This is a genomic window from Ancylobacter mangrovi, assembly GCF_024752355.1.
GTDB classification, from domain to species: domain Bacteria; phylum Pseudomonadota; class Alphaproteobacteria; order Rhizobiales; family Xanthobacteraceae; genus Ancylobacter; species Ancylobacter mangrovi.
The window spans coordinates 465,862-481,499 of sequence record NZ_JANTHZ010000001.1 but is presented as its reverse complement, the minus strand read 5'-3'; the positions used below and the strand labels follow the sequence as shown (position 1 = coordinate 481,499).

Sequence of the window (15,638 nt, the reverse complement as noted above, 5' to 3'; positions counted from 1 at the left end):
TTTCGGGGGTACCATGAAAAAGCTTGCACTCACGCTGGCCGCAGCCGGCACGCTGTTGGCGGGGCTCGCCCATGCCGACACGCTGAGCGACGTCAAGGAGCGCGGCGTGCTCAAATGCGGCGTCAACCAGGGGCTCGACGGCTTCGCCTCCAAGGACGACAAGGGCCAGTGGACCGGCTTCGACGTCGACATGTGCAAGGCGGTCGCCGCGGCGATCTTCGACGACGCCTCCAAGGTCGACTACGTGCCGCTCTCCGCCGAGGAACGCTTCCCGGCGCTGCAGAAGGGCACGATCGACCTGCTCTCGCGCAACTCCACCTGGACGCTCGGCCGCGAGGCCGGGCTCGACCTGATGTTCGCGGCCGTCTCCTACTATGACGGCCAGGGCTTCATGGTGCCTGTGTCGAAGAACGTGATGAGCGCGCTCGAGCTCGACGGCTCCAAGGTCTGCATCCAGAGCGGCACCACCAGCGTGCTGAACGGGCAGGACTACTTCAAGACCAACAACATGGCGATGGAGCTGACCCAGTTGTCGAGCCTCGACGAGCTGGTGAAGGCCTATAACGAGGGCAAGTGCGACGTGCTGACGACCGACGTGTCGCAGCTCTACGCGCTGCGCCTGAAGCTCGACAAGCCGGCCGACTACATCGTGCTGCCCGACGTCATCTCCAAGGAGCCGCTCGGCCCGGTGGTGCGCCAGGGCGACGACCGCTGGCTCAACATCGTCAAGTGGAGCTTCTACGCCATGCTGAACGGCGAGGAGCTCGGCGTCAGCCAGGCGACCCTCGACGAGGCGCTGAAGTCCGAGAAGCCTGACGTGAAGCGCTTCGTCGGCACCGACGGCACTTATGGCGAGCAGCTCGGCCTGACCAAGGACTGGGCCGTGCGCATCGTGAAGAACGTCGGCAATTACGGCGAGGTGTTCGAGCGCAACATCGGCGCCAATTCCAAGCTCGGCATCCCGCGCGGCATCAACCAGCTCTGGAGCGCCGGCGGCATCCAGTACGCGCCGCCGATCCGCTGATCGCCCCTAGCGGCACCGCGAAAAAGGAAGGCCGGCATCCCGGGCGGGGTGCCGGCCTTTTCAGTTGCTCTTCGAGAGAGGGCTATTCGCCGCGCCACTCCGGGGGACGCTTGGCGAGAAAGGCCTCGACGCCCTCGTGGAAGTCGGCGCTGCCATAGGTGAGGCGCACCAGGTCGGCGTCGGGCGCGTGCGGGTCGTGGGCCAGCCGGCGGATCAGCTCCTTGGTCACGCGCAGGGTGATCGGCGCGTTGCCGGCGATCCGCGCGCACAGCTCGTCGACGCGGGCGTCGATCTCCTCCGGCTCGACGATGCTGACATAGCCGGCCGGCATCTCCTCCGCCTTTGGCATCTCGGCCAGCAGCAGCATGCGCCGAACCAGATCGAGGCCGAGCGTGGCGACGAGGCGCTGCACGTTGGAGGCGGAGAGGCAGTTGCCCAGCGTGCGGGCGATCGGCACGCCGAAGCGCGCACCGGGCGTGGCGAGGCGGAAGTCGCAGGCATTGGCGAGCGCCATGCCCCCGCCGACCGCCCAGCCCTCCACCACCGCGATGGTGGGCACGGAGAGCCCCTCGAGCGCGCCGACGAAGGACTCGACCTTCTCCTCATATGCGATGCCGTCATTGCCGGAGGAGAAGGCGCGGAACTGGTCGATGTCGGTGCCGGCGACAAACGCCTTGCCGCCGGCGCCGCGCAGCACCACCGCGCGAACCTCGCGCGAGGCCTCGACCGTGCGGCAGGCCTCGGCAAGCTCCTCGTACATGCGCCAGGTCATCGCGTTGCGCGCGGCCGGCCGGTCGAAGGTGATGCGGGCGACCGGCCCGTCGATGGCCAGATGCACGCGGCCCTGGTCGGCCGCGGGCTTCGCGTTCGGGGCGGCGGCTTCGGCTTTCGCGGCGACGTTCATCAGGAAAAGGCTCCGCGCGCGGTGAAGCCCTCGACGGCGGCGGCGTCGAGCCCGATCTCCTTCAGCACGTCCTGCGTATGCTCGCCGAGCAGCGGCGGGTGCAGGCGCACCTGCTGCGGCGTGCCGGTGAGCTTCACCGCGAAGCCGATATTGGAGACCTTGCCCTCATTGGGATGATCGATCTCGATGCGCATCTGCCGGTGCCGTCCGTGCTCGCTCTCGAAGGCTTCCGGATAGGTGTACATCGTGCCGGCGGGAATGCCGACGCCGAGCAGCGTCTCGACCCACTCGTCCGAGGTGCGGGTGACGAAGCTCTTCTCCAGCTCCTCGATCAGCACTTCGCGGTTGTCGAGGCGGTCGGGAATGGTCTTGAAGCGCGGGTCCTCGGCGAGCTCCGGCCGGCCGATGGTCTCGCAGAGCTGCAGCCACAGCTTCTGGCTGGTGGCGCCCATGACGAAATAGCCGTCCTTCGACTTCACCGCCTGGTAGGGCGCGGTCATCCGGTTGGCGGTGCCGAGCGGCACCGGCTGGGTGCCGCGGCCCCAATATTCGGAGATGTCCCAGACCGAGAAGGCGAGCGCGGCCTCGAACAGCGAGGCGTCGATATACTGGCCCTGCCCGGTGTTCTTGGCGCCGATATAGGCGGCGAGCACGGCATAGGTCGCGAACAGGCCGCAGCCGATATCGGCCACCGGCACGCCCGCCTTGACCGGCGGCCCGCCGGGATGGCCGGTGACGCTCATCACGCCGGACATGGCCTGCGCCATCAGGTCGAAGCCGGGACGGGTGGCCCAGGGGCCGGTCTGGCCGAAGCCGGAGATGGAGGCGTAGACGAGGCGCGGATTGAACTTGGCGACGGTGTCATAGTCGCATTTCAGCTTCTTCATCACGCCGGGGCGGTAGTTCTCGATGATGATGTCGGCGGACTTCACCAGCTCGTAGAACACCTCGCGGCCGGCATCGGTCTTGAGGTTGATGGCCACGGAGCGCTTGTTCCGGTTCATGTTGAGGAAGCCCATGCTGTCGGGCCCCTTCATTTTGAACCCCATGGCGCCGCGCGTCTGGTCGCCGGTGCCGGGCGGCTCGATCTTGATGACGTCCGCGCCGAGATCGCCGAGCAGCATGCAGCTATACGGGCCGGCCATCACCTGGCTGACGTCGAGCACACGAACCCCCGCCAGCGGGAGCGGGCGGCCGGCGGTGGCGGAATCGGTCTGGCGCTGGGGCGCTGCCTCGGGTTTGTCCCGGGTCTGGTCCAGAACATCGCTCATGGGCTTTCCTCTCTAGACGTGGGCCTCGGGGCCGCAGCCCATCCACCCGAATTCACAATCAATAATTACGGACGCAAAACTTGGCTTCCTCCGCTAGGGAGGATGCCTCTCAGACGCTGAGCGAACTCTGGGTCTTGCGTCCACGCGTGCCGGCCCGCGCGCCCATCCGGTCGGAGGGGGCGGGGGAGGGCTGCTGTTCGTTCAGCCGGTTGATGAAGGCCCGGGCGATGCCGGAGGTGGTGCCGGTGACATGGCCCTCGAGCAGCGCGGCGAGGCGCGGCCCGTCGCGGGCTTCCAGCGCCGCCATCATCTTCTCGTGCTCGGCCACCGCCGCCGCCCAGTGCTCGCGGCTCTTGCGCACCACGAAGCGGCAGGCATGGATGCGGGTCAGGATCTGCTGATAGAAGGCCGACAGCGTGGCGTTGCCGGCGATCTCGAAATGCGCCTCGTGGACCAGCCGGTTGTGGCGCAGATACTCGACTTCCTCGCCGTTCTGGAAATGCACCATCATGCGCTCGTGCAGCGTCCGCACGCGCGCGATGTCGGCGTCGCTTGCCCGCTCGCAGGCAAGAAGCCCGGCAAGGCGCTCCAGCGAGGCCATGATCGGGAACAGTTCGTCGATCTGCTCCTCGGTGATGCGCGAGACGATGGCGCCGCGATGCGGCAGGATCTGCAGCACACCTTCCGCCGCGAGCACCTTCAGCGCCTCGCGGATCGGCGTGCGCGAGACGCCGAAGCGCTCGCAGAGCTGTTCCTCGGGGACCTTCTCGCCCGCGCGCAGCTCGCCCTGCAGGATCATTTCCCGCAGCGGGGCCACGAGCGATTCGTGAAGTGAATGGCGGACGAGCGGACTACTCGGCATTCTCTGCTTCCTCGGCGGCTTCTGCGAGCCGTGCGTTCCCTTCAGGCAGGATAGACGGGAATCGCCGGCCCCGGAAAGCCGCTCGGTCGAACGTTCCGGGCGGGAAAGGCCACCTTCCTGCTTCCGAACGCAACCTAACCGATCGGGGTGATTGCATCAATAATTAGATATGGGATCCGGAAAAGGACGGTTCAAGGCGCGCGGGAAATCGCCCGGCGAGGCCGGCGCAGCGGAGGCGCCGCCGGCGGACGTTATGTCCACCACGCGCGAAGGTAGCACAAAAGGGGAGAGAAGGGTGCCCGCGGGCGGCGCCGCAGGGAGCGCGGCAAGGGCCGGGCGGAGGAGGCCGCTCGCAGGCCGAGCTATTCGGCCGCCTGGCTGCCGGCGGGGCCGAGCGATTCGTGCACCATGGCCGCCTTGTGGCGCAGGTGCTCCTTGAGGATGGCGCCGAGGCGGACGCCGTCGCGCGCCTTCAGTGCCGCCATCATCGCCTCGTGGTCCTCCACCGCCTCGCGCCAGCGCGCGCTGGACTTCTGGGCGATGAAGCGCACGGCGTGAATGCGCACCATCAGCGTGTGATAGAGCTGCAACAGCGCCTGGTTGCCGGCGATGTCGAAGAAGGTCTCGTGGATCTGCCGGTTGAGCCGCAGATAGGCGACCGCGTCGCCCGCCTGGTAGGCCCGGATCATCTCGTCGTGCAGCGCCTGGACGGTGGCGACGTCGGCATCGGTGGCGCGGGCGCAAGCGGCCTCGCCGGCCAGCGCCTCCATCGCCCCCATGATCGGGAACAGCTCGTCGACCTCTTCCGGGCTGACGCGGGCGACGCTGGCGCCGCGGTTCGGCGAGAGGATCAGCAGCCCCTCATTGGCGAGCACCTTCAGCGCCTCGCGCAGCGGCGTGCGCGAGACCCCGAAGCGCGTGCACAGGCTCTGCTCGGAAATCTTGTCGCCGGCCCGCAGCTCGCCGCTGACGAGCATGTCGCGGAGCTGCGCGGCGAGCTCGTCATGCAGGCTGCGCCGACGAATTATGGCCGTATCCGACATCGCCATCCGGCGGGAACTCCGATGCCGCACGCTGCGGCGGTGAACCAGTCGTAATTCGACCCTAAATCGCCCCGGCCGGCAACAATGGCAAGCCGGCCGGGACAAAAGCACTCACACCGAGGAGTGCCGTCCGCCTCAGGCGGCGGCCTTCATCGGCTTGGCCGCACGCTCGGTCAGATAGTCCATCGCCGCCTGGGCGCCGCCCTTCTTGTGCGGAACGCCGGCCAGCGACAGGCCCATCTCGACGCCCGAGAGCGCGCCCAGGATGGTCAGGTCGTTGGTGTCGCCGAGATGGCCGATGCGGAACACGCGGCCGCTCAGCTTCGTCAGGCCGGTGCCGAGCGACATGTCGAAATGCGCCAGCGTCTTCTCGCGGAAGGCGTCGGCATCGTGGCCCTCGGGCATCAGCACGGCGGTGAGCGAGGACGAGTAGTACTTCGGCTCGCGGCACAGCACTTCGAGGCCCCAGGCGCGCACGGCGCGGCGGGTGGCTTCGGCATGGCGGTCGTGGCGGGCGAAGACGTTCTCCAGGCCCTCCTCGTGCAGCATGTCGACCGCCTCGGCGAGGCCGTAGAGCAGGTTGGTGCCGGGTGTGTAGGGGAAGAAGCCCTTCTCGTTGTGCGGGAGCATCTCCTCCCACGACCAGAACAGCTTGGGCATGGACGACTTCTTCGCCGCGGCCAGCGCCTTGTCGGACAGGGCGTTGAAGGACAGGCCCGGCGGCAGCATCAGGCCCTTCTGCGAGCCGGAGACGGTGACGTCGACGCCCCACTCGTCGTGGCGGAAGTCGATCGAGGCCAGCGAGGAGATGGTGTCGACCAGCAGCAGCGCGGGGTGGCCGGCGGCGTCCATCGCCTTGCGCACTTCGGGGATGAGCGAGATGCAGCCGGTCGAGGTCTCGTTATGGACCACGCAGACCGCCTTGATCTCGTGATTCTTGTCCTCGCGCAGCTTCGCCTCGATCGCCTCGGCATCGGCGCCGATGCGCCAGTCGGAGGGGATGAAGTCGGGCTTGAGGCCGAGCTTGATGGCCATGTTCTTCCACAGCGTGGCGAAATGGCCGGTCTCGAACATCAGCACCTTGTCGCCGGGCGAGAGCACGTTGGCGAGGGCCGCTTCCCAGGCGCCGGTGCCGGAAGCCGGGTAGATGATGACCGGGTTCTCGGTCTTGAAGATGGTCTTGATGCCCTCGAGCACGCGGCGGCCGAGTTTCTGGAACTCCGGCCCGCGGTGGTCGATGGTCGGCATGTCCATCGCCCGCAGGATACGGTCGGGCACCGGGGTCGGGCCCGGGATCTGCAGGAAGTGGCGACCCGCGACCCGGGCGGCATTGGTGGACATAGGTTCTCTCCCTTGGCGGCGCGGTCGTCGATCGCGTCCGGTTTCTGACCTGCAAGTGATCCGTCTGCGTGGTCCGTGTCGCGTGGTCGCTCCTCGCCGGAGACCACGGCCGGGCGACACGCCGTCGGCCCCTTGATCTTGCATAAATGAATTATGAATGCAAAATGCGATTAAGTCCACCGGGGACCGCGCGGCGGCGAACCGGTGGGATGCAGGGAAGGAAAGCATCATGGCTGCACGTCTGGCGCCCGGGTTGGAGCGGCGCCTGAAGGCAGAAGTCTCGGGTGATGTGTGGTTCGACCGGTTCAACCGGGGCCGCTACGCGACCGACGCCTCGTTCTACCAGATCATGCCGCTCGGCGTCGTCGTACCGCGCAATGCCGAGGAGGCCGAGCGCGCCATCGCGCTCGCGCGCGCGGAAGGGATTCCGGTCACCCCGCGCGGCGGCGGTACCTCGCAATGCGGCCAGACCATCAATGAATCGCTGGTGATCGACGGCTCGAAGCATCTCAACAAGATCCTCGAGCTCGACCTCGAGGGCCGGCGCTGCGTGGTCGAGCCGGGCATCGTGCTCGACGACCTGAACCGGCAGCTGCGCCAGCACGGCCTGTGGTACCCGGTCGACGTCTCGACCGCGAGCCGCGCCACCATCGGCGGCATGGCCGGCAACAACAGCTGCGGCGGGCGCTCGCTGCGCTACGGCACGATGCGCGACAATGTGATCTCGATCGACGCCATGCTTGCCGACGGCTCGAAGGCCCATTTCGGCCAGGTCGACCACAATCTGTCGGGCCTGCCTTTCGACTCGCCGCTGGCGCCGCTGGCGCGCGACCTGCTCGACATCGGCGCGCGCGAGGCCGGCGAGGTCGCCGAGCGTTTCCCGCGGGTGCAGCGCCGCGTCGGCGGCTACAATCTCGACGCGCTGGTGCCCAATGAGCGCGGCTACAACCTCGCGCATATCCTCGTCGGCTCGGAAGGCACGCTCGCCTACTCCACCCGCGTCGAGCTGAAGCTCTGGCCGGTGATCGGCAAGAAGGTGATCGGCGCCTGCCATTTCGGCAGCTTCTACCAGGCGATGGACGCCGCCCAGCACCTGGTGAAGCTGAAGCCGATCGCGGTCGAGCTGGTCGATTCCACGCTGCTCGCGCTGGCGAGCGAGATCCCGATGTTCCAGGCGACGCTCAAGCAGTTCGTGCAGGGCACGCCGGACGCGGTCCTGCTGGTCGAGTTCGCCGAGGACGAGGCGGAGAACGAGCGCCGCCTCAAGCTGCTCGAGGAAACCATGGGCGACCTCGGCTTCGGCTGGGACCGCCCGGGCGCGAAGTGGGGCGGCGTGGTGCCGGTGCGCGAGGCGGGGCTGCAGGCCGCGATCGCCGATGTGCGCACCTCGGGCCTCAACATCATGATGTCGATGAAGCAGGCCGGAAAGCCGGTCTCCTTCGTCGAGGACTGCGCCGTGCCGCTGCCGCACCTCGCCGACTACACCGCGCGCCTGACCGAGGTGTTCGAGAAGAACGGCACCCGCGGCACCTGGTACGCGCACGCCTCCGAAGGGTGCCTGCATGTGCGCCCGGTGCTCAATTTGCGCCTCGAGAAGGACGTGAAGGCGATGCGCGCCATCGCCGAGGAAGCGTTCGAGATGGTGCGCGAGTACAAGGGCTCGCATTCGGGCGAGCACGGCGACGGCATCGTGCGCTCCGAGTTCCACGAGAAGATGTTCGGCTCGCGCCTCGTGCGCGCCTTCGAGGAGGTGAAGGAGCGGTTCGACCCGGCAGGGCTCTACAATCCGGGCAAGATCGTCCATCCGCCGAAATTCGACGATCGCAGCCTGTTCCGCTACGCACCCGACTACAAGGTTCCGCCGATGAAGGCGGCGCTCGACTGGACCGGCTATTCCGGCGAGGGCGGCGGCCTGCAGGGCGCGATCGAGATGTGCAACAACAACGGCGCCTGCCGCAAGGCGGTGGCCGGCGTCATGTGCCCGAGCTACCGCGTCACCCGCAACGAGCGCGACGTCACGCGCGGGCGCGCCAACACGCTGCGGCTCGCCATCTCCGGCCGGCTCGGCCCGGACGCGCTGGCCTCCGACGAGATGATGGAGACGCTCAAGCTATGCGTCTCCTGCAAGGGCTGCCGGCGCGAATGCCCGACCGGCGTCGACATGGCCAAGATGAAGATCGAGGCGCTGGCGGCGCGGGCGAAGGCCAAGGGCATCAGCCTGCACCAGCGCCTCGTCGCCTACCTGCCGCATTATGCGGCGGTGGCCTCGAAGGTGCCGTGGCTGCTGAACCTGCGCGACCAGCTTCCCGGCGCGGCCAGGCTCTCCGAGAAGGTGGCCCAGTTCAGCGCCCGCCGCTCGCTGCCGCGCTGGCGCGCCGACGCCTTCCACGAGCACCAGAGCGTGTTCGGGCCGGAGGGCGGCCACGAAGTGGTGCTGTTCGCCGACACCTTCAACCGCTGGTTTGAGAAGGAGAACATCGTCGCCGCGCTGGAGGTGCTGATCGCCGCCGGCTACCGGGTGCACATGCCGCGCCCGGTGGACGGAAAGAACCGCGCCCTGTGCTGCGGGCGCACCTTCCTCTCCGCCGGCCTCGTCGACCAGGCGCGGGCGGAGGCGGCGCGGGTGGTGGAGACCTACGCGCCCTTCATCGCCCGCGGCGTGCCGGTGGTGGGGCTGGAGCCGAGCTGCCTGCTCGCCTTCCGCGACGAACTGCCCTCCATGCTGCCGGGCGAGGAGACCCAGCGGCTCAGCGCCCATGCGCTGCTGCTGGAGGAGTTCATCGCCCGCGAGATCGACGCCGGCCGCTTCGACCTGCCGCTCGCCCCGATCGCCGAGAAGGCGCTGCTGCACGGCCACTGCCACCAGAAGTCCTTCGGCGCCATGGGCGCGGTGGAGAAGGCGCTGCGGCTGGTGCCCGGGCTGAAGGTGGAGACGGTGGAATCGAGCTGCTGCGGCATGGCCGGGGCGTTCGGCTATCACGCGGAGACCATCGACACCTCGATCGCCATGGCCGAGCTTTCGCTGCTGCCGGCGGTGCGCAAGGCCGAGCCGGGCACGCTGGTGGTGGCGGACGGCACCTCCTGCCGGCACCAGATCCACGACGGCGCGGACCGCGACGCGGTCCATGTGGTGCAGGTGCTGGCGAAGAGCCTCGCCGCCGCCCGCGTCGCCGAGCGGGAGCTCCAGGCGGCGGAGTAACGCGGCCGGCCGGGCTCGGCCCGGCCGTCATCGTTCCTGGCTGAAGGCCGCCGGTTTCGCCGGCGGCCTTTTTCGTGTGGGCGTTGCGGGCCCCTGACCGGGGCAGACCATTTCCGTGGCGCCTCGCGGGTCACGGACATGGGTGTCACCGCTGCGTTCGCGTTCAGCTTGGAAATGGCGCCTCACCGCCGGCGCCCACTTCTTGTCCAGAGCGGCACTCATGCCGCCGCTGCGCGTGTCCTGTGACATTTGCCGAGGACGCCACGGGTCGTCAGCGCGATGCCCGGGAGCGCTCTCACTCGCGTCCGCGAGGCGACGCTAGGCCCAGCAAGAGCACTCCACGCCGGCCGACCCGGCAGCCCGTGCTGCTTCAGACATAAAAAAAACCTCCCCGGCACGGTGGCCGGGGAGGCGGGCAAGAAGGGCAGTCACCCTTACGGGTCAGTTGACCGGCATCACGCCGATCGTCGGGTCGCCGTAGAACCACTGGGTCGGCGCCAGGGCGAGCCACGGCACGTAGGTGCAGATGAGGAGCACCGTGACCAGCACCATCAGGAAGCCGACATTGGCCTTTGTCGTTTGCCATATGTCGGCCTTGGCTATCGAACACGCGGCGATCAGCACCGAGGCGACAGGCGGGGTCTGCTGGCCGATGGCCAGGTTCAGCGTCAGCACCAGCCCGAAATGCACCGGGTCGATACCCACCTGCTGGATCAGCGGCAGCACGATCGGCACGGTCAGGATGATGGCCGCGGCCGAGTGCAGGAACATGCCGAGGATCAGGAACAGCACGTTCAGCAGCAGCAGCACCATGTAGGGGTTGGTGGTGATCTGCGCGATCGAGTGGGCGAGCGCCTGCGGCACCCGGCTCTCGGTCAGGAACACGCCGACCAGCGCCGAGGCGGCGACCAGCAGCATGACCACGGCGGTCTGCAGCGCGCTGTCGATCAGCGAGCGGTAGAGCGCCTTCATGCTCAGCTCGCGATAGATCACGACCGAGATGAACAGCGCCGCCAGCACCGCGACCGCCGCGCCCTCGGTGGCGGTGACGATGCCGCCGAAGATGCCGCCGAGGATGATGACGGGCAGCATCAGCGCCCACAGCGCCTCGCGGAAGGCGGTGACGAGGCGGCTGAAGGCGAAGCGCTGTTCGACCGGGAAGTCGTTCTTGACGGCGTAGTACCAGCTCGCCGCCGCCAGCCCGACGCCGCCCAGCAGGCCGGGCAGCAGGCCGGAGATGAACATCTTCACCACCGAGACCTGCGCCATGACGGCGTAGAGGATCATCGGGATCGAGGGCGGCAGGATGATCGCGAGACTCGCCGAGGAGGACGAGATGGCGGCCGCGAACTCCTTGCTGTAGCCGCGGCTCTTCATGGCCGGGATCAGCAGCGAGCCCAGCGCGGCGACGCCGGCCACGGCCGAGCCGGAGATCTCGGCGAAGAACATCGAGGAGCCGATCGTCACCATGGCGAGGCCGCCGCGGATGAAGCCCAGCATCGCCGAAGCGAGGTTGATCAGCCGCTGCGAGATCGACGACGAGTTCATGATGCCGCCGGCGAGGATGAACAGCGGGATCGCGAGCAGCGGGAAGTTGGTGGCACCCTCGAACATGACGAGGGAGACGTTGGGGAGCATGTCCACGCCCTGGCCGAGCCAGATCGCGATCACCGCAACCATGCCGAGCGCGATGGCGATCGGCACGTTCAGCAGAACCATCGCGAACAGGCCGACAAACATGAGGCCGATCGTGCCGGTCATCGGGCGGCTCCAGTGCTGGCCGGGGTGGGCTCGTTGAGGGTTTCGAGGGCTTCCTTGAGCTCGTGGTCCTCGAAGCCGGCGCCGCGCGCGGCCGCGAGATCATCGGGGAAGCGCAGGAGCTCGGCGATGATGATGAGCACGGCGGTGATCGGGATGACCGACTGCGTCACCACCAGCGAGACGGAGGGAAGCGAGACCAGCGTGTCGCCCTGGAGGATGTCCAGCACCTCGTAGCCGGTGACGGCGAGGATGCCGAAGAAGGCGAGCACCACCAGTTCGGAGAAGATGGTCGCTGCGACGCGCAGACCCGGCGGGAAGGCGTTGACGATGCCGGGAAAGCCGATGTGGGCGCCACGCAGGGCGGCCAGCGCGCTGCCGTAATAGGTCAGCCAGCACAAGCCGATGGAGGCGACCTCGTCATACCAGACGAGCGAGATGCCGAGGGTCCGGAATACGAAGCCGAGAACGATGATGACGGTCAAGCCCGCCATCAGCAGCGCGGCGATCACTTCCAGGATCCGGTCATAGATCCTTCTGATTGCATGCATATTTTTCTTCCATGGGCCGTGGCGTCGAACGCCCGCCGGTCGCGCCGCGGCGGGACGGCGGAAGGCGGCGGGGACGCACTGGCGTCGCCCCCGCCGGAATTGTCAGGCGAGCGGGATCAGGAGCCGTTGGCGAGCGCCAGCGAGTCGTCGATCAGCTTCTGGCCGCCCGGGACTTCCTTGGCGAATTCCTCGTAGACCGGCTTGCTGGCGGCGATGAAGGCCGGCTTGTCGACCTCGTTCACCTGCATGCCCGCCTCCTTGAGCTTGCCCAGCAGCTCCTTGTCGAGGTTGGCGGCGATCTCGAGCGCGACCGGCTCCATCTCGACCGCGGTCTCGGCGATCTTCTTCTGGACGTCGGGCGGCAGGCGCGACCAGCTCCGGCCGGCGGTGAGGTAGGCCGGCGTGTAGACGTGGCCGCTCATCGACAGGTACTTCTGCACTTCCTGGAAGCGCGAGGGATAGATCTGGGCGAGCGGGTTCTCCTCGCCGTCCATCACGCCGGTCTGCAGCGCGACGAAGACCTCGGAGAGCGCCATCGGGCTCGGCGTGGCGCCGTAAGCCTGGAACATGCGCACGCGCCACACGCCCTTGGGCACGCGCAGCTTGATGCCCTTGAGGTCCTCGGGCTTCACGATCGGGCGCGTGTTGTTGGTGATCTGGCGGAAGCCGTTCTCCCAGGTCGCGAGGATCGTGTAGCCCTTCTTCTCCGCGATCGGCACCAGCACCGGCTTGATGATCGCCTCGCGGATCTTCGCGGCGTGGTCACGGTCCTTGACCAGATAGGGCATCTCGAACAGGCCGAATTCCGGCGCCACCGTGGTCATGACGGTGGAGGGCAGGGCGAGATCGACCGTGCCGAGCTTGAGCTTCTTCAGCAGCTCGCTGTCGTTGCCGAGCTGGCTGGAGCCGTAGACGACGACCTTGGCTTCATCGCCCAGCTTGGCGTTCGCGCGTTTGGCGAATTCCTGGGCGGTCTGGTCGAACAGCGAGCCGGGTTCGCCGACATGGCCGAGTTTGATCTCGATGGGTTCTGCAGTCGCGGCGGATGCAAGCAGAACGGTGCCGGCAACCGCCGACACGATTCGCGCGAAGCGGATCATGACAAGCTCCTCTTGGTTTCCTCGACGGGCCGGATTTCCTCCGGTCTCGTTGTGTGGCGTGGACGGCGTGAATCCCCTCGGGACGGTGACGCTCATTCCGCACTACTAATTATGAATGCAAAAATCCGCGCGGAAGGCAAGGCGAGACTTGACGCATGAGGGACGAAAGAGACATTCGGGGCCCTCAACGACGCCTGCCGAGATAGGAAAAAAGCATGTCTGACCTCAGCCTCGCCGCCGCCCAGACCATTCTTTCCACCGCCCTGGACCACTGCCGAAAGGGCAACTTCAAGCCCATGGCCGTGGTCGTGCTGGACGCGCGCGGCGCGGTGAAGGCGGCCGCCGCGGAGGACGGCACCAGCCTCAAGCGCTTCGAGGTCGCCCACGGCAAGGCCTTCGGCGCGCTCTCGCTCGGCATGGGCTCGCGCTCGATCTTCAAGCGCGCCAAGGAGCAGGCCTTCTTCGTGGCGGCCGTGAGCCATGTCGCCGGCGGCGCGCTGGTGCCGGTGCCGGGCGGGGTGCTGATCCGCGACGCCGGCGGTGCGCTGCTCGGCGCGGTCGGCATTTCCGGCGACACCTCCGACAATGACGAAGCGGCGGCGAGCGCGGGCATCGCGGCGGCCGGCTTCACGGCGGATCCCGGCGCCGACTGACGCGCGCCGCACTCAATTCGGGCGACTGCGGCGCCGGCCTGCGGGGCGGTGCCGCGGTCTCCGCCGCGTTTGTGCCGCGCGGCGGTCACACCGTGGTCACGCGAAGCCAGCAAGGAAGCCCTTTGTCGGTTAGACTGCGCGCCGGTGGGGCGGACAAGTGCGCGAAGGGCTTTCGGGGTCGCAGAGGCAATGAGCGAAGCTGCGCAGCTTGGGGCGCGTGAGTCCGGTCCGCGCGCGGATGAGGCGCGGGCACGCGGGCGCGTGCCGTCGGCGATCCGGGTGGACGAGGAGGCGCATGTCTGGCGCGCCCGGCTGCTGCTGGTGCTGTTCTTCCTCGCCTGCGTGCTGCCGGGCTTCTTCACCCTTCCGGTGATCGACCGCGACGAGGCGCGCTTCGCCCAGGCGACGCGCCAGATGGTGGAGAGCGGCGACTTCATCACGCCGCGCCTCGGCGACGAGCCGCGCTACAAGAAGCCGATCGGCATCTACTGGCTGCAGGCGGCGGCGGTGGAGATGACCGGCATGGGCGCGCAGGCGCCGATCTGGGCCTACCGCATCCCCTCGCTGCTGGCCGCCTGCCTCGCCGTGCTGCTGACCCATGCGGTCGGGCTGCGGCTGTTCGGGGCCCGCGCCGCCTTCTGGGGCGCGAGCCTGCTCGCGGCCTGCATCGTGCTCGGCGGCGAATCGCGCCTCGCCAAGACCGACGCGACGCTGCTCGCCTGCGCGCTCGCCGGCCAGTTCGTGCTGGCGCGGCTCTATCTGGCTCGGGGTGAACGGCTCGCCCTCGGCTGGCCGCTGCTGTTCTGGGGCGCGATGGGCGCGTCGATCCTGATCAAGGGGCCGATCGCGCCGATGCTGGCCGCCTTCACCGCCATCGGCGTCTCGCTGTGGGACCGCGACTGGCGCTGGCTGAAGGGGCTGCGCCCGCTGGTCGGCGTGCCGTTGATGCTCGCCATCGTGCTGCCGTGGCTGATCGCCATCGCCGCGCATTCGGGCGCCGACTTCTTCCACGAGGCCATCGGCAAGGACCTGCTGGGCAAGGTCGCGGCCGGGCAGGAATCGCATGGCGCACCGCCGGGCGCGCATCTCGCCGCCTTCCTCGTCATCTTCTGGCCCGGCGCTGCGCTCGCCGTCTCGGCGATTCCGTGGGTGTGGGCCAACCGGGGCGAACCGGCGGTGCGTTTCTGCCTCGCCTGGATCGTGCCGTTCTGGATCGTGTTCGAGCTGACCGCGACCAAGCTGCCGCACTACACGCTGCCGGCCTACCCGGCGATCGCGCTGCTCGCCGGGGCGGCTCTCGCCTCCGGCCGGCTCGACCGGCCGTCCTGGTGGATGCGCACGCTGGTGGTGATGGCAGCGGTGGGGGGAATCGTGTCCGGCCTCGCGCTGGCGGCGGCGTTCTACTGGTTCGAATCGCGCGTGCCGGCTGAGGCGGTGGTGCTCGCCATCCTCGCCGCGGCGATCGGCGCGATCGTGATCTGGCAGGCCGTTCGCGCCGGCATGGCGAGCGCCTACCGCGTGCTGCTGGCGCAGGCGATCGTGCTCTACACGCTCGGCTTCGGCGTGGTGGCGCCCCGGCTCGACCTGCTGTGGACCTCGCCGCGCCTCGCCGCCGCCATCGCCGCCGACGTCGCCTGCCCCGATCCGCAGGTGATGGTGGCGGGCTTCTCCGAGGCGAGCCTGCTGTTCGATATCGGCACCGGCACGCAGACCGGCGGCGGCGCCCAGGCGGCGGACTTCCTCGCCGGGCCCGGCTGTCGGGTGGCGGTGGTGGATGAGCGCCAGCGCCCGGGCTTCGACGCGCGGCTCGCCGAGCTCGGCCACGCCGCCCGCACGCTCGACACGGTGAAGGGCCTCAATCTCGGCAATGGCCGCCTTCTGACACTCGATCTTCTCGTCGCGCCCGACGGCGCCGGCACGAAAGGGCCGTGA

Annotated in this window: 12 protein-coding genes; 4 read left to right on the top strand and 8 right to left on the bottom strand. The window is 68.5% G+C overall.

All coding sequences use genetic code 11. From position 1 onward, the window contains the following. Positions 1-13: 13 nt before the first annotated feature. Positions 14-1,024, top strand: a complete 1,011-nt coding sequence (locus NVS89_RS02250; RefSeq protein WP_258730846.1) for an amino acid ABC transporter substrate-binding protein — start codon at positions 14-16, stop codon at positions 1,022-1,024. Positions 1,025-1,106: 82 nt separating this feature from the next. On the opposite strand, the gene NVS89_RS02245 is transcribed toward NVS89_RS02250, so the two are convergent. From NVS89_RS02245 to NVS89_RS02225, 5 genes are all read right to left on the bottom strand, one after another. Further along, entirely contained in the window at positions 1,107-1,928 is an 822-nt protein-coding gene (locus NVS89_RS02245; RefSeq protein WP_258730845.1) for an enoyl-CoA hydratase/isomerase family protein, read from the bottom strand. Then, positions 1,928-3,199, bottom strand: coding sequence for a CaiB/BaiF CoA transferase family protein (locus NVS89_RS02240; protein ID WP_258730844.1), 1,272 nt, complete (start codon positions 3,197-3,199; stop codon positions 1,928-1,930). Before NVS89_RS02240 ends, NVS89_RS02245 begins: the two co-directional genes overlap by 1 nt. Positions 3,200-3,308: 109 nt before the next feature. After that, positions 3,309-4,061 carry a GntR family transcriptional regulator gene (locus NVS89_RS02235; protein ID WP_258730843.1) on the bottom strand — a complete coding sequence of 251 codons (753 nt, stop codon included), beginning with the start codon at positions 4,059-4,061 and terminating at the stop codon, positions 3,309-3,311. A 362-nt stretch (positions 4,062-4,423) separates the two neighbouring features. Continuing rightward, positions 4,424-5,110, bottom strand: a complete 687-nt coding sequence (locus NVS89_RS02230) for a GntR family transcriptional regulator (RefSeq protein ID WP_258730842.1) — start codon at positions 5,108-5,110, stop codon at positions 4,424-4,426. Between the two features lie 129 nt (positions 5,111-5,239). Beyond that, positions 5,240-6,445 carry a pyridoxal-phosphate-dependent aminotransferase family protein gene (locus NVS89_RS02225; RefSeq protein ID WP_258730841.1) on the bottom strand — a complete coding sequence of 402 codons (1,206 nt, stop codon included), beginning with the start codon at positions 6,443-6,445 and terminating at the stop codon, positions 5,240-5,242. A gap of 229 nt (positions 6,446-6,674) precedes the next feature. On the opposite strand from NVS89_RS02225, the gene NVS89_RS02220 reads away from it, so the two are divergent. Beyond that, the gene (locus tag NVS89_RS02220) at positions 6,675-9,644 is read left to right on the top strand and encodes an FAD-binding and (Fe-S)-binding domain-containing protein (protein ID WP_258730840.1); all 2,970 of its coding nucleotides are present in this window, start codon (positions 6,675-6,677) and stop codon (positions 9,642-9,644) included. Between the two features lie 441 nt (positions 9,645-10,085). Here the strand turns inward: NVS89_RS02220 and NVS89_RS02215 are convergent, their stop codons facing one another. From NVS89_RS02215 to NVS89_RS02205, 3 genes are all read right to left on the bottom strand, one after another. Further along, positions 10,086-11,405: a TRAP transporter large permease gene (locus NVS89_RS02215; RefSeq protein ID WP_258730839.1), complete on the bottom strand. Its 1,320-nt coding sequence runs from the start codon at positions 11,403-11,405 to the stop codon at positions 10,086-10,088. After that, complete coding sequence (locus tag NVS89_RS02210; RefSeq protein ID WP_258730838.1) at positions 11,402-11,953, bottom strand: TRAP transporter small permease; 552 nt, start codon at positions 11,951-11,953, stop codon at positions 11,402-11,404. Before NVS89_RS02210 ends, NVS89_RS02215 begins: the two co-directional genes overlap by 4 nt. 116 nt (positions 11,954-12,069) lie before the next feature. Next, complete coding sequence (locus NVS89_RS02205) at positions 12,070-13,053, bottom strand: TRAP transporter substrate-binding protein (RefSeq protein WP_258730837.1); 984 nt, start codon at positions 13,051-13,053, stop codon at positions 12,070-12,072. 215 nt (positions 13,054-13,268) lie between these two features. On the opposite strand from NVS89_RS02205, the gene NVS89_RS02200 reads away from it, so the two are divergent. Both NVS89_RS02200 and NVS89_RS02195 read left to right on the top strand, forming a co-directional pair. Beyond that, positions 13,269-13,706, top strand: coding sequence for a GlcG/HbpS family heme-binding protein (locus tag NVS89_RS02200; protein ID WP_258730836.1), 438 nt, complete (start codon positions 13,269-13,271; stop codon positions 13,704-13,706). A 189-nt stretch (positions 13,707-13,895) separates the two neighbouring features. Next, the gene (locus NVS89_RS02195; RefSeq protein ID WP_258730835.1) at positions 13,896-15,638 is read left to right on the top strand and encodes an ArnT family glycosyltransferase; all 1,743 of its coding nucleotides are present in this window, start codon (positions 13,896-13,898) and stop codon (positions 15,636-15,638) included.